The organism is uncultured Thermomonas sp. (assembly GCF_937872235.1).
Classification (GTDB): domain Bacteria; phylum Pseudomonadota; class Gammaproteobacteria; order Xanthomonadales; family Xanthomonadaceae; genus Thermomonas; species Thermomonas beijingensis.
In genome coordinates, this window is the sequence record NZ_CALMPC010000080.1 from 24,461 (window position 1) to 46,439 (window position 21,979).

Consider the following 21,979-nt stretch of genomic DNA (forward strand, 5'->3'; position numbering starts at 1 on the left):
ATCTGTGCATCGCCGACCTTGCCGGCCGGCGGGTGGCGTTATGGGGTTGGGGGCATGAAGGCCATGCCGCCTATCGTGCCTTGCGCACACGCTTGCCCAGTCTGCCGTTGACGTTGTTCTGCAGCGCGGCCGAAGCCTGCGAGGCGGCAGCCTTGAACGATGCGTTGCTGGCAATTGAGCTTGAGGCCAGCGGCGAGTGTTTGGCGGCATTTGAGGTGGTGGTGAAATCGCCGGGCATCAGTGCGTACACACCCGAAGCACTCTTCGCTGCGCAACACGGCACGCGTTTGCTGGGTGGCACCGCGTTGTGGTTTGCCGAGCATGCCGATACCAATGGCGAAGTTGCCAACGCGATCTGTGTGACGGGCACCAAGGGCAAGAGCACCACATCCTCGCTGCTGGCGCACCTGCTGCGCGCTGCGGGGTTGCGCACGGCCTTGGCCGGCAATATCGGCGTGCCATTGCTCTCGCTGTTGAACGCACATGCCGATATCTGGGCGATTGAACTGTCCAGCTACCAAACCCGCGATGTGGCGGCATCTGGCGCACACCCGCGGATTGCCATCGTCACCAATTTGCACCCCGAACATCTGGACTGGCACGGCAGTCAGGCGCGCTACATCGAAGATAAATTGGCACTGGTGACAGCGGCCCAGCCACGCATCGCCGTGCTTAACGCGGCCGACCCGCTGCTGGCGCAACTGGCATTGCCCGGCTGCGATATTCGCTGGTACGGCAATGCCGCCGGTTGGCACCTGCGCGAGGACGCGCTGTATCGCGGCGATGCCTTCGTGATGGACACCGCCATGCTGCCGCTACCCGGCCGCCACAATCGCAGCAACCTGTGCGCCGTGCTCACTGCGCTGGAAGCCTACGGTCTGGATGCCGTGGCCTTGGCGCCACATGCGGCCAGCTTCCAGCCGTTGCCCAATCGCCTGCAAGCATTGGGGAAACACGGCGGTTATCTGTACGTCAACGATTCCATCAGTACCACGCCGATGGCCACCCAGGCGGCGTTGGACGTATATGCAGATCGCCCGGTAGCGGTGCTGGTGGGCGGCCATGATCGCGGCCTGCCGTGGGATGAATTTGCCGATGCCATGCGCGTGCATGCGCCCAACGCCATCATCACCATGGGCCAGAACGGCCCGCGGATCCATGCCCTGCTGGCGCCGTTGGCCACGCAAGCCGGCTTTGCACTGCGTGCGGCCAATGATCTTGCCGATGCGATGACCAAAGCCCGCGAGGCCTTGCCCGAGGGTGGCGTGATCTTGCTGTCGCCCGGCGCGCCCAGCTTTGGGGCGTATAAAAACTATGTGGCCCGCGGCCGTCATTTTGCCGAATTGGCCGGCTTTGACCCGGACATCATCAGCAGTATTGCGGGGATGGGGATTGGCTGAGGCCGGATTCACGCATACTGAACCCGGGCGCGCTACTGTTGGCGCTTTACGCCCTCGGATTTGCCATGACCCGTCTGTTGATGGCCATTGGATTGGCCCTGTTGTCCTTGCCTGCGGTGGCTGCCATGAAAACCCGGCCTGTCGAATGGAGTGCTGGCCACGATCACTTCAGTGGTTACGTGGTCTATGACGATGCCAGTGCCGCCAAGCGCCCCGGCTTGCTGATGGTGCCGGACTGGTATGGCGTGACACCTGCTGCGCTGGACAAGGCCAGGCAGCAAGCTGGTAGCGACTATGTGGTGTTCGTGGTGGACATGTATGGCAAGGGCGTGCGCCCGGCCGACGACAAGCAGGCGCTGGCGCAGGTGCAGGTGCTGTATCCAAAGCCGATGCTGATGCGCGCGCGCATGCAGGCAGCGCTGGATGCGTTCAAGGCGCAAGCTTCGGCGGTGCCGCTGGATGCCACGCGGATCGGGGCGTTCGGCTTCTGCTTTGGCGGCTCATCCGTACTTGAATTGGCGCGCAGCGGCGTGAAGCTGGCCGGCATCGTGACCTTCCACGGCGGGCTGCACACCGAACTCCCGGCATCGCCGGGCGCCATCAAGACACCCATTCTGGTGTTGAATGGAGCCGCAGATCAAAGCCAGAAAGCGGCGATCGTGCCGTTCGAAGATGAAATGGACAGCGCGGGCGCGGATTGGCAGTTCGTCAACTTCGGTGGTGCGGTGCACTGCTTCGCGCTGGAAACCGCCAACAAACCCGGCTGCAAGTACGATCCGCGTGCCGCACGTCGCGCCTACGCCATGATGCATGGCTTTTTCGCTGGGCGATTTGCGCTGCGCGAGTGACCCGAGTCAGTGATCGCGATTGACCGCGTAATGCGCGAGTCCGCGTAGTGCGGCGGTGTAATCGTTATCGGGCAAGCCGCGCAGCGCCGCATTGGCGGTTTCGGCATACGCCAGTGCGCAGCGCCGGCTGTAGTCCAGGCTGTCACAGGCAGTGATAGCGGCTTGTGCGGCGGGTAGCCCATCCAGATCGCCATGCGCGACGATGTGGCGGAGCGTATCGCGGGTACCGGCATCCGATTGCGCCATCGCATGAATCAGCGGCAGGGTCATCTTGCCTTCGGCCAAATCATCACCGAGGTTCTTGCCCAAGGTGGCCGCGTCAGACGCATAGTCCAGTACATCATCGGCAATCTGGAAGGCATAGCCCAGATTCAGGCCATACGTGTGCAGTGCATCCTGGGTGGTGGTATCGGCGCCGGCCAGCAGCGCGCCAAGCCGGGTGGCCGCCGCAAACAGAATGGCGGTCTTGCGTTCAATCACGCGCAGATACGCGGACTCGTCGGTGTCCGGGTTGCGCACATGCAGCAATTGCAGCACTTCACCTTCGGCGATCATGTTGGTGGTGTTGGCTAGAATTTGCTGCACCGCCATGGATTCCAGCTCCACCATCAACTGGAAGCTGCGCGAATACAGAAAGTCGCCCACCAGCACCGATGCCGCGTTGCCCCACACCGCATTGGCGGTCTTGCGCCCGCGCCGCAGGTCGGATTCGTCCACCACATCGTCGTGCAGCAGGGTTGAGGTGTGGATGAACTCCACCACCGCCGCCAGCTGGTGCGCATCCGCGCCGCGATGACCCAGGGCACCGGCCGCCAGCAGCAACAGCATTGGCCGCAGGCGCTTGCCGCCGGCCCCGATGATGTATTCGGCCACCTGGTTGATCAGCACCACGTCCGAGGCCAGCCGACGGCGGATCAGCGCATCCACCGCAGCCATATCGGCGGCGGCCAGCGCTTGGATGGCAGGAAGACCAGGTGGTTCGCTGCGGCATGGAGTCATGGGGCAAGTTCGACAATGGGCAATCGCAATTATAGGCGGTGCGGGGTTTCCCGACCCCCGGATGCGGAATCCACCGTATAGCCGGCGACAGGGCCGTTATACTTCAATGGCATCGTCCGGATTGGACGGTATTACATCGAGGAATCCCATGGCACGCGGCGTCAATAAAGTCATCTTGGTCGGCAATCTGGGCAATGATCCGGATGTGAAGTACACCCAGGGCGGCATGGCCATCACCACGCTCAGCGTGGCCACCACCCATGTGCGCAAGGATCGCGACGGCAACCAGCAGGAAAAGACCGAGTGGCACCGGGTCAAGCTGTTCGGCAAGCTGGGCGAGATCGCCGGCGAGTACCTGAAAAAGGGCCGTCAGGTCTATATCGAAGGCCGCTTGGAATACGGCAGCTACGAGAAGGACGGTGTGAAGCACTACACCACCGACATCATTGCCGATGAAATGCAGATGATCGGCGGCGGCGAAGGCGGCCAGCGTGGTGGCAGCGAAGGTGGCGGCTATTCGCAGCAGCGTAGCGGTGGTGAGGGCGGTTATTCGCGTGACGGCGGTAGCGGCGGCAGCTATGGTGGTGAGCGCCCACAGCGCAGTGCCCCGGCACAACGGCGCGAGCCGGCACCCGCGGCGAAGGTGCAGGATTTTGACAGCAGCGTGCCGTTTGACGATGACATTCCGTTCTGATCAAACACCCACATGAGTGGCTCCCAGCGCCAGTTGACGCAGTGCTTCCTGGCCGAACCGTCGGATGTCAATTTCGGCGGCAAGGTACACGGCGGGCAGGTGATGCGTTGGATCGACCAGTGTGGCTATGCCGCAGCGGTGGGTTGGAGTGGCCGCTATAGCGTGACGGTGGCGGTGGGCGGCATTCGCTTTGTCGCCCCGATCCGGATTGGGGACTTGGTCAGTGTGGAGGCCACCCTGATCCATACCGGCACCACCTCCATGCATTTCGCGGTGGATGTGCGCGCCCGCGACCCCCGTGCGGATGCAGTACAGGCGCGGCTCTGCACGCATTGCGTGATCGTGTTCGTGGCCGTGGACGACGCGGGCAAGCCGGTCGCCGTGCCCGGCTGGACGCCGGACAGCGATGAGGATGTACGTCTGTCCGAGTACGCACTGAAGGTGATGGAGCTGAGCAAAGGCATCGAATCCACGATTGCTCGCTATCACCCGGCGGCAGAGTAGGCCTGAGCCAGCGATCAAGCCCAAATGCAAACGCCGCCTTGCGGCGGCGTTGTCTGGCGGGGTACCCCGAATTAGCTGCCTGTGGCCAAGCGGCGGGCTTCCAGGTACTTTTGTGCCCAGTAGCCGGTGGTCAGGCTGGAAACGGTGACGTCGCGGCCGGTGCGTGGTGCATGCAGGAACTGGCCGTTGCCGATATAGATGCCCACGTGATCCACATGGCCCCGGCGGCCAAAGAACACCAGATCACCTTCGGCAAGTGCGTCACGGCTGGCCACCTTGGTGCCTTGGTCGGCCATCGAGCGGGACACCCGCGGCAGATCAATCCCGATCGTGCGGAATACATAGCCGACCAAGCCGCTGCAATCAAAGCCACCATCGGGGCTGTTGCCGCCCCAGCGGTAAGGCGTACCCAGCAGTGCGAATGCATTCTGGATGGCGGTACGCGCGCGGCTGACGGTGCTGATGCTGGCTGCGGTGTTCGGTGTCTTCGCGGTGTTGTCTTGGATGCTGGCGGCTGTGGCGACATCCGGGGTCGCAATGGCGGTTGTCGCTGGCAGCAAGGCCGATTGGACAGATGCGCCTGTGGTGGTCGCTGCAGTGGGATCTGCTTTTGCCGTGATCGGGTTCATGGCGAATGCCGGAACACTGGCGGCAAGCAGCAGGCCGGCAATGAGTAGACGAAACCCACGATTGGGGTGAATTTCGGCACGGCCGTCGGGCAGTTGGGCTGTCTTCACGCGGTCATCACATTGCAAAGCAGCGGCGACTATGCCCGGGATGGCCGGCGAAAGGGTCAAAAAAACGTTAGGCGGGCGAATATGAATGGGTAAAACACTGAATTTACCCGTTCATATTCGTGAATCTGTGGAAAAAATCACACCGAACCTCAGGCATTTCAAAACAGCAGGCGTCGCGCGCCGCTGTAATGCGTCTGCCACCAGCTGCCATCGAGCCGATCCAGCCGTACCGTGCCGCCGCTGCTGGGAGCATGCACAAAGCGACCATCACCCACATAGATCCCCACATGGCTGACCGTGCCTGCATCACCAAAAAACACCAGATCGCCGCTGGCCAATCGCGCCGGATCAATCTTTGGCCCTTGCAGCTTGGCCAGTTCACGAGTGGTGCGTGGCAGACGCAGATCCAACATGTCACGGAACACATAGCCCACCAGTCCGCTGCAATCAAAGCCACCTTCAGGCGTATTGCCGCCATAGCGATACGGAATTCCCACCAGGCTAATGGCACGCATCAGCACGGCGTTGGCCCTGGCCGGATCCACTGGGCGGGCATCTGTGCGTGGTGCATTGGGCGGCGGTCTATTGGGCCGCAACGGGCTGCCACCGCAGGCCGTCAGCAGCACGCTCACAATCGCAATGACCAGTGCCGGTGATGGCGAAGGCAGGCCATTACACCGATAATAGGCGTCCGGTCGCTGCTGACAGTCGGCTGGTTTCATCATTTGCGCAGTGTTGCCGCATCGTTTCGCGGTGGCAAGCGCCCAACCGCAAGCATGAAGGCCCCCATGAAGATCGAACAAGACCGTGTCGTCCGTTTCCACTATGCCGTTGCCGAAACTGGACAGGAGGCGCTGGAAACTTCGAAGGATGCCGGTGAACCCTTGGCCATTCTGTTTGGTCGCGGCCACATCATCCCGGGGCTTGAAAAGGCGATGGCAGGCCGTGAAGCCGGCGAATCGTTCAAGGCGGACGTGACCGCTGCCGAGGCCTATGGTGAGCGCCGTGAAGGGCTTGGCCAGCGCATCCCCAAAAAGCATTTTGGCAATCAAAAACTGGTGCCGGGCATGCAAGTGGTGCTGCAAACCAATTTCGGGCCGCGTGCAGTGACCATCGAAAAGGTCGGCATGAGCGTGGTGGACGTGGATCTGAATCATCCGATGGCGGGCAAGGATCTGACCTTCGACATCGACATCATCGACGTACGCGAGGCCAGCGAAGAAGAATTGGCGCACGGTCATGTGCACGGCGAGGGTGGTCACCAGCATTAATGACGGCCGCACGTCTCCGCTTTCCGTCGTTTGCGTTACATCATTTAGCGAGTCCTGTGCATCGTGAATGCTGCCAAGCCTGAAACTACCATCGACTGTTTGGTGATCGGTGCCGGTGTTACCGGCTTGGCGACCGCCTTGGCCTTGTTGGATGACGGTCGCGAGGTGACCATCATTGATCAGGGCTTGATCGGGAAGGGGGCATCGCACGGCAATTGCGGCACCCTCACGCCCAGTCATGCACCGCCACTGGCGGGGCCCAGCACATTGCAGCGTGCCGCACGTTGGATGTTCACGCCGGATGCGCCGCTATACATCAAGCCCACGCTGAATCCAGACACGCTGCGCTGGATGCTGGGGTTTGCGTTGCGCTGCAATCATCGCGATTACGAGGCCAGTGCGCGTGCAAAGTACACGTTGCTGGCAGACTCACGGCAGCGCATCCAGCAGTGGGTGACACGCTATCAGCTGGACTGCGAATTTGCAGAAACCGGTGAAGATTACGTGTTCAGAACCCGGCGCGACATGGATCGGGAGTTGGGCGATGTGCCAATGCTGCGTGAGCTGGGTGTGGATGTCGAAGTGGTGGAGGGGCGCGATTATGAGGCCCGCGACCCCGCCTTCAAGCCTGGTCTGGCTGGCGCATTGTGTTTTCGTGGTGATGCCGCTCTGCGCCCCGACCGTTACGTTGCGGAACTTGCGCGGGTAGTGCGCGAACGCGGTGGCCGCATCCTTGAACAATGCGCCTTGCTTTCGCTGGAATCCGGTGTGCAGGGCGTTGTGGCGAATACCGCACAGGGCCGGCTGCGTGCACGCGACGTGGTATTGGCCACCGGTGCGTGGGCGCCGCGTATTGCCAATGCCGTGGGGCTGCCTTGGTTGCGCAAGACCATTCAGCCAGGCAAGGGGTATTCGATCACCTATAGCTCGCCTGAGTTGACACCGAAGCGCCCGGTGATTCTGTATGAACCCTCCGTATGCGTGACCGCGTGGCCAAGTGGTTATCGACTTGGCAGCACGATGGAGTTCAGCGGCTACGACGACCGCCTCAATGCACAGCGTCTGGGTGCATTGGAGCGCGGGGCTGCGCAGTTCCTGCAGCATCCCGTGGGGCCAGAAGTACGCGAACAATGGTGTGGCTGGCGGCCGATGAGCCGTGATGACATTCCGCTGATTGGGCGCGCCCCGGGGCATGCCCATCTGTGGATGGCGGTTGGCCACGGCATGATGGGCGTCAGCATGAGTGCCAGCACCGGACAGCTGTTGGCCGATATGATTGCCGGTCGCACACCCTGCGTGAACCCTGCGCCGTTCGACCCGGCGCGGTTTACCTGAGTACGCCCGGTGGCGTCCGGCAGCAGGTTGGTCGCCCAATCAGCTTAAATTGCTGGCACCGTATGTGACGATGGATGACCGGAGGCAAATCGATGCTCCCTGCAAGTCGACGGAAATACAGTGTCTTACAACAACTGCTGGGCCTGGCCGCAGCGTTGTTGGGTGCCTATTTCATCTGGTGGCTGCTGAATATGGCGTTCCCGGACAAGATGCATACCCTGATCGCTGCGGTCAGGGCGGCGTTGTGACGTCAGGCCGGAGTTATTCGCGGCTCTAGGATCAAGTCGCTCACAACAACCGAAGGCGGCCTGCGCCGCCTTCGGTTGTTTGATGCAGCGCAGGATTATTTTGCGTTTGATCCGATATGTTTCTTCAGGAATGCATCCATGCGGCGGAACAACTCGGCTCGATTTTCAGGCTTGTAGAAGCCATGCCCTTCACCGGGTGCCAGAAATGTCTCGACTGGCTTGCCGGCATCCTTCAGTGCTGCGGTCATTGCTTTATATTGATTCAGATCGGCAGTGTGGTCATCGCCGCCATGTACCAGCATCACGGGAACATTGATCTCAGCCACACGTTGCACCGGTGATACCTTCGCAAGGGCATCCATGTCAGTTCCCAGTGTGCGATCAAAAAAACGGGCGGTGCGTTTTGACTGTCCCATGTTTTTGTCAGTCTTGCGCATCAGTGGCAGGTCGTACACGCCGACATAGCCGATTGCGCATTTGTACATGCCTGGATTGAGGATTGGCTGGAATAGTGCGGTATAGCCGCCAAAGCTGGCACCAAAGGTGCAAATGCGGTTGGGCTCTGCCAGCTTTTGATCGATAGCCCAGCGGACGCCGTCGGTGATGTCGTCTTGGATCGTCGTACCCCATCCTTTCCAACCGGCCTGCTCAAACTCCTCGCCGCGGCCACCCGAGCCACGATAGTTCACTTGCAATACCGCGTAGCCGTGACTGGCGAGGAACTGGACTTCGTCATCGAAGCCCCATGTATCATAAATGCCGAATGGGCCACCGTGTGCCATGACAACCATCGGCTTCGGGCCTGTGCCCATCGCGGTATAGAGGCCGAAGATATTCTGGCCACCGCGGTTGACGAACGTGATGGGGCGGGCTTTTGCCATCGTTTCAGGCTTGAGCCAAGGCCGATAATCGACCACTTTCTGTGCCTTGCCGGTGGCGCGGTCGAAGGTGTAGTAGCTGCCGGGATCGCGATCCGACCACACCGAGAACAGCACTTTGTTGCCGTCGCGACTGAAGCTGTTGAATGACAGCATTTCGCCGGGGAAGGATTTCATCAAGCCAGCATGCAGTTTTGCCCATTCCGATTCGGGGTCGATGTACTGGATCGACGGTGAGCGTGCGTCAAAGGTGACAGCAAATGGCAATCCTTCCAGCCCGCCGTACATGAAGCCGCTGACCGCAACGTCGGGATTACTCGCCAGCTTGGTGCGCGTGCCTGATTGGATGTCGACCCGGTAAGCCTGTGCGGGCTCCAGTTTGTCGGTGATCAGGGCGTACGCAGTGTTGTTGTCGGCGGCGAAACGGACGCTGTATATCTGACGGCCGGCAATCGATTTCGGCAGCGGTGCCCAATCTGCACCCTTGTTGCGACGGTAGTACTGAACGGGTTCATCGTTATCGTCCCAAGTGGTGCGAAGTCGCGCCTCACCGGTTTCGTCAAACTGGTAATACGCCCGGCCGCTAGTGCGTTCGACTTCTTTGCGTGCACCTGTGCGGGTGTCGACTTTGAAGATCACGGTATTGGGTTCGGTACCGCAATCCCAACACAGGAAATTCACCAGCGCCATGCCGGGCTCGTTAGGGAGGACCTTGGCAAGTACAGACCAACCGTGGTCATTGCGCTTGCCACGCTTGCCTTCGTGCTCCGGGACGTAGCCGAACAGCACGTCTTGGTTCTTGCCCTTTACGTCGGTGGTATAGAGCTCGCCTTGTGTGCTTGGGCGGGCTTTTAATGGTTCCATTTCTGCGCGGGCAACAACCAGTTGGTCGTCTGCGGTCCAGGTAATGTCAGAGACATGCTGTTGTGGGCCGAAGCGAAGGATTTGCGATTTTCCGCTTTGGATGTTGAAGATTTCCAGTCGGGTTTCCATTCCATCCGCAGTTGGTACCGCCATTGCCACGTATTGGCCGGAAGGAGAAAGGGACAACTCCCAGGCATCGGGTCGTTTTGCGAAATCTTCGGCACTGGGTGTCTGTGCTGTTGCCACCGTAGCGGAAAACAGCAAGAGTGACGCGAGCATATGCCGCGCATGGTATTGTTTTTTCATGTGGTTTCCTGTCCATGTGATGGCCGTTGCTCCCCAGCACGGCAGGGTCGATTTTAACGGTTTCGTGGCGGAAAGATGCAATAGGGCATCCCGGATTGAGGTAATCCATCGGATTGTCATCAGCGGCCAATCACGAATCGTTGATTGTGGGTGTGCCGGAGTGGCTTCATACCTCCAGTGTCGCTAAATCGCCCTTCTGTTCCAGCCATGTCTTGCGATCTGGTGCGCGTTTTTTTGCCAGCAGCATGTCCATGAGTGCGCGGGTGGCGCTGTCGTCATCCACGGTGAGTTGTACGAGGCGGCGGGTGTCGATGTGCATGGTGGATTCGCGCAATTGCAGCGGGTTCATTTCACCCAGGCCTTTGAAGCGCGTGACGTTGACTTGGCCTTTGAGTTTTTCGCGCTGGATTTTTTCCAGCAGCAGGCGTTTTTCTTCTTCGTCCAGTGCGTAGAACACTTGCTTGCCCACATCGACACGGAATAAAGGCGGCATCGCCACGAACACATGACCGGCGCGCACCAGTGCCGGGAAGTGGCGCAGGAAAAGAGCGCTCAACAACGTGGCGATGTGCAGGCCGTCGGAGTCGGCATCGGCCAGGATCACGATCTTGCCGTAGCGCAGGCCGTCGATGTCGTCCTTGCCGGGGTCGCAGCCGATGGCGACCGCAAGATCATGCACTTCCTGCGAGCCCAGCACTTGTCCGGAAGCCACTTCCCAGGTGTTCAGGATTTTGCCGCGCAGCGGCAAGATGGCCTGAAAGTCTTTATCGCGAGCTTGCCGTGCGCTGCCGCCGGCTGAATCGCCTTCCACCAAAAAAAGTTCGGTGCGCGAGAGGTCTTGCGAAATGCAGTCGGCCAGTTTGCCGGGCAGGGCCGGGCCTTGCGTCACTTTTTTGCGGACGATTTGTTTTTCGGTTTTAAGCCTTGCGCTGGCGCGGTCGATGGCCAATTGCGCGATTTTTTCGCCGAACTCGGTGTTGGTATTGAGCCACAGCGAAAATGCATCGTGCGCCGCACTTTCCACAAAGCCGGCCGCTTGCCGTGAGGATAGGCGCTCTTTGGTTTGCCCGGAAAACTGCGGATCGGTCATCTTCAACGAGAGTACAAACGCCACCCGGTCCCACACATCTTCCGGCGCAAGTTTCACCCCGCGCGGCAGCAGATTGCGAAAATCGCAAAACTCACGTAGCGCGTCGGTAAACCCGCTGCGCAGGCCGTTGACATGGGTGCCGTGCTGGGCGGTGGGGATCAGATTGACATAGCTTTCTTGCACCAGCTCGCCTTCGGCCAGCCACGCCACCGCCCAGTCCACCACTTCGGTGTCTTTTTTCAGGCTGCCAACGAATAGCTCCGGCGGTAGCAAGTCGCGATCGGTGAGTTCACCTTTCAAATAATCGCGCAGGCCATCTTCGTAATACCACTGTGCGCGCTCGCCGCTGGCCTCATCCCAAAAGCTCACGGTAAGGCCGGGGCACAGCACGGCTTTGGCGCGCAACAGGTGTTTCAGCGCGCGCAGGTTGAATTTGGGTGTGTCGAAATACTTGGCATCCGGCCAAAAACGCAGGCGGGTGCCGGTGTTCTTCTTGCCGACGCTGCCAGCTACCGATAATGCGGAGACACGATCCCCATTGGCAAAGCCCATGTGGTATTCGTTGCCGTCGCGCTTGATGAATACATCCACCTTGCACGACAGCGCATTGACCACGCTGACGCCCACGCCGTGCAGGCCACCACTGAAGGTGTAGTTCTTGTTGTTGAATTTGCCGCCGGCATGCAGCCGAGTGAGGATGAGCTCAATGCCGGGAATTTTTTCTTCGGGATGAATATCCACCGGCATGCCGCGGCCGTCATCGCTGACCTCGCAACTGCCATCGGCAAACAGGGTGATGCTGATGGCTTTGGCATGGCCGGCCAGCGCTTCGTCCACCGCGTTGTCGATCACCTCTTGTGCAAGATGATTGGGACGGGTGGTATCGGTGTACATGCCGGGGCGGCGCTTGACCGGATCCAGACCGGAGAGAACTTCGATATCGGCGGCGTTGTAGCGGGTATTCATTGGCGAAAACAAATCCTACGGGTCTTGCTTGGGCGTGCAAGTGTGCGGTCTTGCGGCGCGATTTGCACATGCGGTGCGGTCGGTTCACGCCCGGCAAGCCCTACAATAGGCGCACAGGGTGAATTGGCCAGCTGTTCGAGGGGGTTTTGTGGGGGATGTTGAAGGGCGCGGCACAACGCACGCGGCCACGTTGCCGTTGCTTGCCGCCGATGTGGGCGGCACCTATGCGCGGATCGGGCTGGTGCAGGTGGATGGCCAGACCATCACCCTGGGTTTCCATCAGCGCTATGCCTGTGCCGAGTTTTCCGGGCTGGCGGAGATCTTGTGCACCTTTCGGCAGGCGCTTGCCGACGCCGCTGGCGCGGAGTTTCCGGATACCTGTGTGGTGGCCATTGCCGGCGTACTGCAAGGCGATGTGCTGCTCAATAGCAACCTGCCGTGGCAGGTGTCGCTGGCCGAAACCAGGCAGGCCGCCGGGATCGCGCAGTTGCACCTGATCAATGATTTCGAAGCACTGGCTTGGGCACTGCCACAGGTACCGTTGTCACAGCTGGAGGTGCTCGGCAAGGGCGATGACAGCGGGCTGTCACTGCCGGCACTGTTGCTGGGGCCGGGAACGGGCCTTGGCGCGGCGCTAGTGGTGGATCAGGGGGGGCGCGTTGGGGTGCAGCCGAGCGAGGCCGGGCACGCGCAGTTGGCGGGCAACACCCCGTTTGAGTTGGATGTGGTGCGCCTGCTGCAGGCGCGCTTTGGTCATGTGGCCAGCGAGCGCGTGTTTTCCGGGCCCGGGCTGATCAATCTGTATCAAGTCCTGTGCGAGCTGCGCGATATCCAGCCGCGCTGGCGCATGCCGGCCGATCTGGTGGATGCCGCCGATGCCGGCAGCGATGTGCTGGCGGCCGAATGCGTGGCGTTGTTCTGCCGTTGGTTTGGTAGTTTTGCCGGCGATCTGGCGATTACCTTCCGCGCCCGTTCGGTGTGTCTGGCGGGCGGATTGACGGGGCATTTGCAGCACTACCTGCGGCAGGGCGGCTTCATGCAGCGCTTTATCGACAAGGGTGTGCTGTCCGACACCTTGCGTGAGGTGCCGGTGTACACGCTGGAACACGGCCAATTGGGCTTGATTGGCGCAGCGGCGTGGTACGTCGCGCACACGCACGCTTGAAGAATTTGGGGGCTGCTGCGGCCACAAAAAGGCAACTTGCCGCCAGAAATCGCTAGAATACGGGTTTCCAGCGCCGCGCTGCTCACATGACAACCCCCAATTCCCATACGCCCTTGCTCTTTGTTACCGGGGGCGTGGTGTCTTCGCTTGGCAAGGGTATTGCCGCTGCCTCGCTTGCCGCCATCCTTGAGGCGCGTGGTTTGCGCGTCACCATGATGAAGCTTGACCCGTATCTGAACGTGGATCCGGGCACCATGAGCCCGTTCCAGCATGGCGAGGTGTATGTCACCGACGATGGCGCGGAAACCGACCTTGATCTGGGCCACTACGAGCGCTTCGTCAACACGCGGCTGTCGGGCCTGAACTCGATCACCACCGGGAAAATCTACGAGGCGGTGATCCGCAAGGAGCGGCGCGGTGATTATCTGGGCGGCACCGTGCAGGTGATCCCGCATGTGACGGATCAAATCAAGGCCTGTATTGATGCCGCCACCGATGGGTTTGATGTGGGTATCGTCGAAATTGGCGGCACTGTGGGCGATATCGAATCGCTGCCGTTTTTGGAAGCCATCCGCCAATTGCGTACCGAGCGCGGTGCCGACAAGGCGATGTTCATGCACCTGACCTTGGTGCCCTACATTGCTGCCGCCGGCGAACTCAAAACCAAGCCCACCCAGCATTCGGTGAAGGAATTGCGCAGTATTGGCATTCAGCCGGACGTGCTGATTTGCCGTAGCGAACAGCCGCTGCCCGAGGGCGAGCGCCGCAAGATCGCGCTGTTCACCAATGTGCCTGAAAAGGCGGTGATCTCGGCCATTGATCTGGACAACATCCACAAGATTCCACGCTGGTTCCATGCGCAGGCGCTGGATCAGATCGTGGTGGATCAGCTGCATTTGTCTGCGGCCGAGGCAGATCTGTCCGAATGGGATGCGGTGGTCGATGCCGCCAGCCACCCGGATGATGCCGTCACCATTGCCGTGGTCGGCAAATATGTGGATCACCAGGACGCCTATAAATCGGTGGGCGAAGCGCTCAAGCACGGCGGCATTCGCCAGCGCACCAAGGTGACGCTGAAGTGGCTGGAAGCCGAAGACGTGGAGCGCGAAGGCGCGGCGCAGGTGTTGGCTGGCGTGGATGGCGTACTGGTGCCCGGCGGGTTTGGCGATCGCGGTTTCGAAGGCAAGGTGTTGACCTCGAAATATGCGCGGGAAACCGGACTGCCGTACTTTGGCATCTGCTATGGCATGCAGGCAGCAGTGGTGGATGTGGCCCGCCATTTGGCTGGGTTGGAGGGTGCCAACAGTACCGAAAATGACAAGCAAGCCAAGCATCCGGTAATCGGCCTGATCACCGAATGGCGCACGCAAAGTGGTGACATCGAGCGCCGTGATGAGGGCTCCGACTTGGGCGGCACCATGCGTCTTGGTCTGCAAGAACAGCGCGTCAAGCCGGGGACGCTGGCGCATGCGTTGTACGGCAAGGATGTGGTGGGTGAACGGCACCGCCATCGCTACGAATTCAATAACGGCTATCGTGAGCAGTTGGAAGCCGCGGGCATGGTGATCTCGGCCAAGTCGATGGATGACTTGTTGGTGGAGATGATCGAAATGCCACAAACCGCGCATCCGTGGTTCCTAGCCTGCCAAGCGCACCCGGAATTTTTATCCACCCCGCGCAGCGGGCATCCACTGTTTGTGGGGTTCATCAAGGCCGCGCGTGAGCGCAAGGCGAGCAACCAGAAGTGAGTGCATCCATGAAACTTTGCGGCTTTGATGTGGGCTTGGAACACCCGTTGTTCCTGATCGCCGGGCCCTGCGTGGTGGAAAGCGAACAGCTGCAATTGGATGTGGCCGGGCAATTGAAGGAAATCACCGGCCGGCTTGGCATCCACTTCATCTTTAAGTCGAGTTTCGACAAAGCCAATCGCACATCGATATCGAGTTTCCGCGGCCCCGGCATGGAAGAAGGCCTGCGTGTGTTGGCGGAAGTCAAACGTCAGATCGGCGTGCCGGTGCTGACCGACGTCCACGAATACACGCCGATGGACGAAGTCGCCTCGGTGGTGGATGTGCTGCAAACACCTGCCTTTTTAGTGAGGCAGACCGACTTCATCACCAAAGTTTGCGCCACCGGCAAGCCGGTCAACATCAAGAAAGGCCAATTCTTGTCGCCGTGGGACATGGCCCCGGTGGTGGAGAAGGCCAAGTCCACCGGCAACCAGCAGATCATGGTGTGCGAGCGCGGTGCCAGTTTTGGCTACAACAATCTGGTCAGCGACATGCGCTCGCTGAGCGTGATGCGCCAGACCGGTTGCCCGGTGGTGTTTGATGCTACTCACTCGGTGCAATTGCCGGGCGGGCAGGGCAGCACCAGCGGTGGTCAGCGCGAATTCGTGCCGGTGCTGGCGCGCGCTGCGATTGCGGCAGGCGTGGCCGGTATCTTCATGGAAACCCATCCGGATCCCAGCAAGGCGTTGTCCGACGGCCCCAATGCGTGGCCATTGGGCAAGATGGAAGCCTTGCTGACCACCTTGCTGGAACTCGATGCGATTACCAAACGCAGCGGTTTTCTGGAACACTCCCTGTAATCCCCTACGACTACTCAGCGACGCCCACACGATGACCACGATTACCCACATCCACGCCCGCGAAATTCTGGATAGCCGCGGCAACCCCACCTTGGAAGCGGAGGTCGCACTGAGCGATGGCTCGTTTGGCCGCGCCGCGGTACCGTCGGGCGCATCCACCGGCAGCAAGGAGGCGGTGGAACTGCGCGATGGCGATAAAACCCGCTATCTGGGCAAGGGTGTGTTGAAAGCGGTGGGCCACGTCAATGGCACGATTGCCGACACCCTGCGCGGATTTGATGCGGCCGATCAGGCCGGTCTGGACAAACGTCTGATTGATCTGGATGGCACCGACAACAAAGGCCGCTTGGGTGCCAATGCCTTGTTGGGCGTTTCGATGGCGGCGGCGCATGCGGTGGCCGCATCGAAAAAGCTGGCACTGTGGCAATACCTTGCCAGCCTGACTGGCGCAACCCCGGTGTTGCCGGTGCCGATGATGAACATCATCAATGGTGGCGCGCATGCCGACAACAACGTCGACCTGCAGGAGTTCATGGTGCTGCCGGTCGGCTTTGATTCGTTCTCCGAAGCGCTGCGTAGTGGGACCGAAATTTTCCATGCGCTGAAGTCGGTGCTGAAGGGGCGCGGCCTGTCCACTGCGGTGGGCGACGAGGGCGGTTTCGCCCCCGATCTGCGCAGCAATGAAGAGGCGTTGGAAGTGATCCTTGAAGCGATCGGCAAGGCCGGCTACAAGGCTGGCGAAGACGTGATGCTGGGGTTGGATTGTGCGGCCACCGAGTTTTACGAAAATGGCAAATACAATCTCACTGGCGAAGGCAAGCGGCTCAGCTCCGAACAGTTCGTGGACTTCCTGGCGCATTGGTGCGCGCAGTACCCCATCATCACCATTGAAGACGGCATGGGCGAAGACGATTGGGACGGTTGGAAGCAGCTCACCGATCGCTTGGCCGGCAAGGTGCAATTGGTGGGCGATGATGTGTTCGTCACCAATCCACGCATCTTCCGCGACGGCATCAGTCGTGGTGTGGCCAATGCCATTCTGATCAAGGTCAACCAAATCGGTACGCTCAGTGAAACGCTGGAAGCCATCGCGATGGCCGATGCGGCCAAGTACGCGGCGATCATCTCGCATCGCTCGGGTGAAACCGAAGACACCACGATTGCCGATATCGCGGTGGCCACCACCGCCACCCAGATCAAGACCGGCTCGCTGTGTCGTAGCGACCGCGTGGCCAAGTACAACCAATTGCTGCGCATCCAGCAGCAGTTGGGCAGCGCGGCACGCTACGCCGGGCGCGATGCCTTCGTGTCGATCGAGCGCTGACGGAGCCCCTGGATGCGACTGCTGGGTGTGTTGCTCGCGCTGGCGTTGCTGCTGGCCGCATTGCAATACAAGCTGTGGTACGGCCACGGCGGGCAGGCCGATGTGGTGGCGTTGAATGCACAAGTGCTGGCCCAGCAATCCGAGAACGGCAAGCTGCAAGCGCGCAATGACGCGCTTGCAGCGGAAGTGGCTGACCTCAAAAGTGGTGGCGAAGCAGTGGAGGAGCGTGCGCGTAGTGAGCTGGGTCTGGTCAAGCCTGGCGAGACCTTTTACCGCGTGATCGACCACGCGGCGGTGCAATCTGCGCCACCGCGAGCTGCGGAGCCAGCACTTGCACCTGCGCCTGTGGCAACTCCAGAAAAGCTACCTGTTGCGCAACCTGGAACGCCGCAAACAACGGCTGCACCGGCGCCTGCCGATGCCGCCGTCGATGAGCCAGTAGCCGACCCGGATGACGTCACGCCATGATCTGGGCGTTGGTACCGGCTGCCGGTAGCGGCCGCCGCTTCGGTGGCGATGTGCCCAAGCAATATCTGCATGCGGCGGGCAAACCGTTGATTGGGCACGCGCTGGAGGCATTGCTTGCGCACCCGCAGATGGATGGCGCGGTAGTGGCGTTGGCAGCGGACGACCCGCATTGGCCGGGTTGGACAACCCTGCACGGCAAGCCGGTGGTGACCTGTGTGGGCGGCCTTGAGCGCGCCGATTCGGTGCTGGCGGCGCTGCATGCGCTGCCAGAAAACGTGGCGCACGATGCTTTGCTATTGGTGCACGATGCCGCACGCCCCAATGTGCACGGCGGTGATTTATCGACATTGATTGCCGCTGCCAACGTGCAGCGAGATGGTGCGATTTTGGCCGCGCCGGTGCGCGATACCTTGAAGGCTTCAGATGCCGATCACCGCATCGAAGCCACCGTGCCACGCGCCGGCCTGTGGCGCGCACTGACGCCACAAGCGTTTCGCCGTGACCTGTTGCAACGCGCACTGCAGGCGGCGCAGGCCGCAGGGGTGACGGTGACGGACGAGGCGATGGCGGTAGAGCGGTTGGGCCTGCATCCGGTACTGGTGGAAGGCCGCGAAGATAATCTCAAAGTCACCACCCCGGCGGATTTGGCGTTGGTGGAATTTTTGTTGGCGAGGGCGGCATGAGCATGCGCATTGGTCAAGGGTTTGACGTCCATGCCTTCGGCAGTGGTGATCACATCATGCTGGGTGGTGTGCGCATCGCACATACGCATGGCTTGCGGGCGCATTCCGATGGCGACGTGGTGCTGCACGCGTTGTGCGATGCCATGCTGGGCGCGTTGGCGCTAGGCGATATCGGCATGCACTTCCCGCCCACGGATGCGCGCTGGAAAGATGCAGACAGCCGCAGTTTCTTGCGTCACTGCACCGCGCTGATTCGCGGGCGTGGCTGGCAGGTAGGCAATTGCGATATCACCGTGATTTGCGAGCGACCCAAAGTGGGCCCGCATGCGCAGGCGATGCGCGCGTGCATTGCCTGCGATCTTGGGATTGCGGTGGACGCGGTGAGCGTGAAAGCCACCACCACCGAAACCTTGGGCTTCACCGGGCGTAGCGAGGGCATCGCCGCGCAGGCGGTGTGTTTGTTGGAGCGGCCGTGATGGAGCTGCCTTGCGCTCACGGCGCTGCGGTACTGGGTGCGCATATTCGCAGCACGGATGCAGATTTCTTCGTGGAAGAATTGCCGGGGTTCGAGCCCAGTGGTGCGGGTGAGCATCTGCTCATCAGCATCGAAAAACGCGGCATGAACACCGCGTTCGCCGCCAAAACGATTGCGCAGTGGGCCGGCGTTGCCGAATCCGCAATTGGCTATGCGGGCCTGAAGGATCGCCATGCCGTCACCCGGCAGCGGTTTTCGGTGTGGATTCCGAAAAAGATCGCACCCGATATCGGCTTATTGCAAAGCGACGATTTGCGTGTGCTGGAACACGCATGGCATTTGCGCAAGCTGCCGCGTGGCGCACTGGCGGGCAACCGCTTCGTGTTGGTGCTGCGTGAGTTGGAGGGCGAACGTGTGGCGATTGAACAGCGCTTGCAGGCGATTGCCGCACACGGCGTGCCCAACTATTTCGGCGAACAGCGCTTTGGCCGCAAAGGCGACAACGTACAGCAGGCGGTGGCGATGTTTGCCGGGCGCAGGGTCAAGCGCGAAGAGCGCAGTCTGCTGTTGTCGGCAGCACGTGCTGAATTGTTCAACCGCGTGTTGTCGGCGCGGGTTGCGGCGGGCACCTGGAATGCTGCGCTTGACGGCGAAGTGTGGATGCTGGACGGCAGCCGTAGCGTGTTCGGGCCGGAAGCCCTCACGCCCGAGTTGCAGGCACGGCTGCAGGCATTCGATATTCATCCCACCGGCCCGTTGTGGGGCGCAGGCCAATTGCGCACGAGTGGGCCCGCACGCGCGTTTGAATTGGCTGCACTGGCAGGCGATACCGCATCAAGATTGCAGCGCGGCCTGGAGCGTGCCGAGCTGCAGCAAGAACGCCGCAACTTGCGCCTGCGGCCGGTAGAACTGGCATGGGCATGGCACGGTGACGGCGCATTGGAGCTGCGTTTTGCCCTGCCGCCGGGCTGCTATGCCACGACGCTGCTGCGTGAGCTGGGCGACATCCGGGATATTCACTCCGCAGCGACCTGATGCGAAGCACGAAAAGCCGCTCGCATAACGGGTGAACCTTGGTTCGAATCGTTGATGTGGCGCGAAAGAAAACGCCCGGCGGTAAGGCCGGGCGTTTCGGGATTGGTGGGCCGTCAAGGATTCGAACCTTGGACCTATTGATTAAGAGTCAACTGCTCTACCAACTGAGCTAACGGCCCCGAAAGAAGCGAAATTGTAGCAAACAATCCAATTCTTGCAAGCGCTGCAATGCAACAACAAGCGAAGAAGTGGGGTGGCTGAGGGGACTCGAACCCCCGACAACTGGAATCACAATCCAGGACTCTAACCAACTGAGCTACAGCCACCACAAAAAACCTCAAACCTTCACAACAATGGCGCGCCCGGCAGGAATCGAACCTGCAACCACCGGCTTAGAAGGCCGGTGCTCTATCCGGTTGAGCTACGGGCGCCCGATCCGGAGTGGTGCATCGTACGGTACCGAAATGGTCGGGGTAGAGGGATTCGAACCCCCGACATCCTGCTCCCAAAGCAGGCGCGCTACCAGACTGCGCTATACCCCGACGATGGAACCGAACATTTCGAAGACACTTGGTGGATGCTTCCTGTTCCCTGTCGTGGCACGCCAGCGCTACGAAAGGCCCGGCATTGTCCAGCGCTAGGCGTCGCATGTCAACGCCATTCCATCAGACAGGTGGCGCGAACGGGCAAAATCGGCGAAACTAGTACGTTCCGCGCGGCCATGCTGCGCCCGTCCAACCCTTCGTACCCGCAACCGGGCTGTGACATGCCCGCCCAGGAGTCATCGCATCATGCAAGTCTCGGTCGAATCCACCGGCAACCTCGAGCGCCGCGTCATCCTCAGCCTGCCCGCAGGCGACGTCGAAGCGCAAATCGGCAGCCGCCTGCGCGAAATCGCGCACAACGTGCGCATCAAGGGCTTTCGCCCAGGCAAGGTGCCGACCAAGGTGGTTGAGCAGCGTTATGGCGGCCAGGTGCGCGCCGAAATCGTGGATGGCCTGTTGCGCCAGGGGCTGGATCAAGCCGTGCGCGAAAACGAATTGCGCGTGGCCGGTCTGCCACAAGTGACGCCGGGAGAAGATGCTGCCGAAGGTGAGCTGAAGTATGTGGCTGCGGTCGAGCTGGTGCCGGAATTTGGCGACCTCGACATGACCAAGCTGGAAGTGGTTCGGCATACAGCGGAAGTGACTGATGCCGATATCGATCGCATGCTGGAAAACCTGCGTCAGCAGCGCGGCAGCTGGAGCAAGGTCGAGCGCGCTGCCAAGGCCGGCGATCTGGTCAATGTGGAAACCTACAGCATCCTCGACGGCGCCCGTATGCCTGCGGAAGGCGTGGAAAAGACCAGTACCGTGCTGGGCACTGCGGCGATGTATCCGGAGGTTGAAACCGCACTGGTTGGAATGCAGGCGGGTGAAGAAAAAACGCTGGATGTGACCCTGCCGGCAGACTGGCACGCCGTGCAATTTGCCGGCAAAACGTTGACATCCACCTTCAAACTGGGTGAAGTGTTTGAGCAGGCGTTGCCTGACATTGATGCCGCTTTCATTCGCAGCTTCGGTGTCAAGAGCGGTGACATCGAACAATTCAAGGCAGACATTCGCAGCAACCTGGAGCGTGAACTCAAGGGTGCGCTGATGAACCGCTTGCGCCGCGAAGTGGGTGACCAATTGGTTGCCGCTTACAAGGATGTGGAATTGCCGCCGCGTCTGGTTGAAAACGAAGCCAATGCGCTGCAAGCCAATGCCGCCGAACAAGCGCGCCGCCAAGGTCAGCAATTGAATGCCGATCCGTCCGCGTTCCAGGAGGCTGCGCGCAAGCGCGTATTGGTCGGCCTGTTGGTGGGTGAGGTTGCCCGCCGCAATGATCTGCGTCTGGAGCCCGAGCGCCTGAATGAGACCATGCGCCTGATTGCATCGACCTACGAGCAGCCGGAACAGGTGATCGCGCTGTATCGCAATGACCAACAGTTGATGCAGGGCTTGCAGAACCGCGTTATGGAAGAACAGGTCATCGACTGGATTGCGGAGCGTGCTCAGCATACCGAGCAAGCCCTGAGCTTCCAGGACGCACTTAACTCGTAAGCCTGCGACTGCCGG

The 21,979-nt window shown here is 60.8% G+C and carries 20 protein-coding genes, 4 tRNA genes and 1 pseudogene; 16 read left to right on the plus strand and 9 right to left on the minus strand.

Annotation, left to right across the window (positions count from 1 at the left end):
- The first annotated feature begins 2 nt into the window (after positions 1–2).
- Together murD and QWB57_RS07065 are read left to right on the plus strand one after the other, a co-directional pair.
- Positions 3–1,400: a UDP-N-acetylmuramoyl-L-alanine--D-glutamate ligase gene (gene murD / locus QWB57_RS07060; protein WP_288968958.1), complete on the plus strand. Its 1,398-nt coding sequence runs from the start codon at positions 3–5 to the stop codon at positions 1,398–1,400.
- A 65-nt stretch (positions 1,401–1,465) separates the two neighbouring features.
- Positions 1,466–2,248 carry a dienelactone hydrolase family protein gene (locus QWB57_RS07065; protein ID WP_223628355.1) on the plus strand — a complete coding sequence of 261 codons (783 nt, stop codon included), beginning with the start codon at positions 1,466–1,468 and terminating at the stop codon, positions 2,246–2,248.
- 6 nt (positions 2,249–2,254) lie between these two features.
- Here QWB57_RS07065 and QWB57_RS07070 read toward each other — a convergent pair whose 3' ends face one another.
- Positions 2,255–3,247, minus strand: a complete 993-nt coding sequence (locus QWB57_RS07070; protein WP_223628357.1) for a polyprenyl synthetase family protein — start codon at positions 3,245–3,247, stop codon at positions 2,255–2,257.
- Positions 3,248–3,395: 148 nt separating this feature from the next.
- Between QWB57_RS07070 and ssb the strand changes: the two genes are divergently transcribed.
- Together ssb and QWB57_RS07080 are read left to right on the plus strand one after the other, a co-directional pair.
- Positions 3,396–3,941 carry a single-stranded DNA-binding protein gene (ssb, locus tag QWB57_RS07075; protein ID WP_288968940.1) on the plus strand — a complete coding sequence of 182 codons (546 nt, stop codon included), beginning with the start codon at positions 3,396–3,398 and terminating at the stop codon, positions 3,939–3,941.
- A 12-nt stretch (positions 3,942–3,953) separates the two neighbouring features.
- On the plus strand, positions 3,954–4,445 hold the full coding sequence (locus QWB57_RS07080) for an acyl-CoA thioesterase (RefSeq protein WP_223628361.1): 492 nt from the start codon (positions 3,954–3,956) through the stop codon (positions 4,443–4,445).
- A gap of 71 nt (positions 4,446–4,516) precedes the next feature.
- On the opposite strand, the gene QWB57_RS07085 is transcribed toward QWB57_RS07080, so the two are convergent.
- Positions 4,517–5,182 carry a C40 family peptidase gene (locus tag QWB57_RS07085; protein ID WP_223628363.1) on the minus strand — a complete coding sequence of 222 codons (666 nt, stop codon included), beginning with the start codon at positions 5,180–5,182 and terminating at the stop codon, positions 4,517–4,519.
- Positions 5,183–5,340: 158 nt separating this feature from the next.
- Positions 5,341–5,907 (minus strand): C40 family peptidase, encoded by a 567-nt coding sequence (locus QWB57_RS07090; RefSeq protein ID WP_288968942.1) that lies wholly within the window; start codon positions 5,905–5,907, stop codon positions 5,341–5,343.
- A gap of 63 nt (positions 5,908–5,970) precedes the next feature.
- Here QWB57_RS07090 and QWB57_RS07095 point away from each other — a divergent pair, with 63 nt between their 5' ends.
- From QWB57_RS07095 to QWB57_RS07105, 3 genes are all read left to right on the plus strand, one after another.
- Positions 5,971–6,453, plus strand: a complete 483-nt coding sequence (locus QWB57_RS07095; RefSeq protein ID WP_223628368.1) for a peptidylprolyl isomerase — start codon at positions 5,971–5,973, stop codon at positions 6,451–6,453.
- A 63-nt stretch (positions 6,454–6,516) separates the two neighbouring features.
- Positions 6,517–7,788, plus strand: a complete 1,272-nt coding sequence (locus QWB57_RS07100) for an FAD-dependent oxidoreductase (protein WP_223628370.1) — start codon at positions 6,517–6,519, stop codon at positions 7,786–7,788.
- A gap of 74 nt (positions 7,789–7,862) precedes the next feature.
- Positions 7,863–8,036, plus strand: coding sequence for a hypothetical protein (locus tag QWB57_RS07105; protein ID WP_223628372.1), 174 nt, complete (start codon positions 7,863–7,865; stop codon positions 8,034–8,036).
- 95 nt (positions 8,037–8,131) lie between these two features.
- Here the strand turns inward: QWB57_RS07105 and QWB57_RS07110 are convergent, their stop codons facing one another.
- Complete coding sequence (locus QWB57_RS07110) at positions 8,132–10,084, minus strand: alpha/beta fold hydrolase (RefSeq protein WP_288968945.1); 1,953 nt, start codon at positions 10,082–10,084, stop codon at positions 8,132–8,134.
- Positions 10,085–10,250: 166 nt separating this feature from the next.
- Complete coding sequence (gene parE, locus QWB57_RS07115; protein WP_223628377.1) at positions 10,251–12,140, minus strand: DNA topoisomerase IV subunit B; 1,890 nt, start codon at positions 12,138–12,140, stop codon at positions 10,251–10,253.
- A gap of 190 nt (positions 12,141–12,330) precedes the next feature.
- On the opposite strand from parE, the gene QWB57_RS07120 reads away from it, so the two are divergent.
- The 8 genes and pseudogenes from QWB57_RS07120 (at position 12,331) to truD (ending at position 19,880) form a co-directional block, all read left to right on the plus strand.
- Positions 12,331–13,305 carry a glucokinase gene (locus QWB57_RS07120; RefSeq protein WP_288968947.1) on the plus strand — a complete coding sequence of 325 codons (975 nt, stop codon included), beginning with the start codon at positions 12,331–12,333 and terminating at the stop codon, positions 13,303–13,305.
- A gap of 86 nt (positions 13,306–13,391) precedes the next feature.
- Complete coding sequence (locus QWB57_RS07125) at positions 13,392–15,053, plus strand: CTP synthase (RefSeq protein WP_288968948.1); 1,662 nt, start codon at positions 13,392–13,394, stop codon at positions 15,051–15,053.
- 8 nt (positions 15,054–15,061) lie between these two features.
- Positions 15,062–15,895 carry a 3-deoxy-8-phosphooctulonate synthase gene (gene kdsA, locus QWB57_RS07130; RefSeq protein ID WP_223628384.1) on the plus strand — a complete coding sequence of 278 codons (834 nt, stop codon included), beginning with the start codon at positions 15,062–15,064 and terminating at the stop codon, positions 15,893–15,895.
- A gap of 31 nt (positions 15,896–15,926) precedes the next feature.
- Positions 15,927–17,219 (plus strand): phosphopyruvate hydratase, encoded by a 1,293-nt coding sequence (eno, locus tag QWB57_RS07135; protein WP_223628386.1) that lies wholly within the window; start codon positions 15,927–15,929, stop codon positions 17,217–17,219.
- A gap of 12 nt (positions 17,220–17,231) precedes the next feature.
- Positions 17,232–17,573 (plus strand): annotated as a pseudogene (gene ftsB, locus QWB57_RS07140) (cell division protein FtsB); the annotation flags it as partial.
- A 110-nt stretch (positions 17,574–17,683) separates the two neighbouring features.
- The gene (ispD, locus tag QWB57_RS07145; RefSeq protein ID WP_288968949.1) at positions 17,684–18,370 is read left to right on the plus strand and encodes a 2-C-methyl-D-erythritol 4-phosphate cytidylyltransferase; all 687 of its coding nucleotides are present in this window, start codon (positions 17,684–17,686) and stop codon (positions 18,368–18,370) included.
- Positions 18,367–18,846, plus strand: coding sequence for a 2-C-methyl-D-erythritol 2,4-cyclodiphosphate synthase (gene ispF, locus QWB57_RS07150; RefSeq protein ID WP_223628391.1), 480 nt, complete (start codon positions 18,367–18,369; stop codon positions 18,844–18,846). The genes ispD and ispF overlap by 4 nt, the downstream gene beginning before the upstream one ends.
- A complete protein-coding gene (truD, locus tag QWB57_RS07155; protein WP_288968951.1) occupies positions 18,846–19,880 on the plus strand; it encodes a tRNA pseudouridine(13) synthase TruD in 1,035 nt (344 codons plus the stop codon). Before ispF ends, truD begins: the two co-directional genes overlap by 1 nt.
- 103 nt (positions 19,881–19,983) lie before the next feature.
- Here truD and QWB57_RS07160 read toward each other — a convergent pair.
- The 4 genes from QWB57_RS07160 to QWB57_RS07175 form a co-directional block, all read right to left on the minus strand.
- A tRNA-Lys gene (locus tag QWB57_RS07160) sits at positions 19,984–20,059 on the minus strand.
- A 70-nt stretch (positions 20,060–20,129) separates the two neighbouring features.
- A tRNA-His gene (locus QWB57_RS07165) sits at positions 20,130–20,206 on the minus strand.
- A gap of 28 nt (positions 20,207–20,234) precedes the next feature.
- Positions 20,235–20,311: transfer RNA gene (locus QWB57_RS07170), tRNA-Arg, on the minus strand.
- Positions 20,312–20,345: 34 nt separating this feature from the next.
- Positions 20,346–20,422: transfer RNA gene (locus tag QWB57_RS07175), tRNA-Pro, on the minus strand.
- A 249-nt stretch (positions 20,423–20,671) separates the two neighbouring features.
- On the opposite strand from QWB57_RS07175, the gene tig reads away from it, so the two are divergent.
- The gene (gene tig / locus QWB57_RS07180; protein ID WP_223628395.1) at positions 20,672–21,964 is read left to right on the plus strand and encodes a trigger factor; all 1,293 of its coding nucleotides are present in this window, start codon (positions 20,672–20,674) and stop codon (positions 21,962–21,964) included.
- Positions 21,965–21,979: the final 15 nt, after the last annotated feature.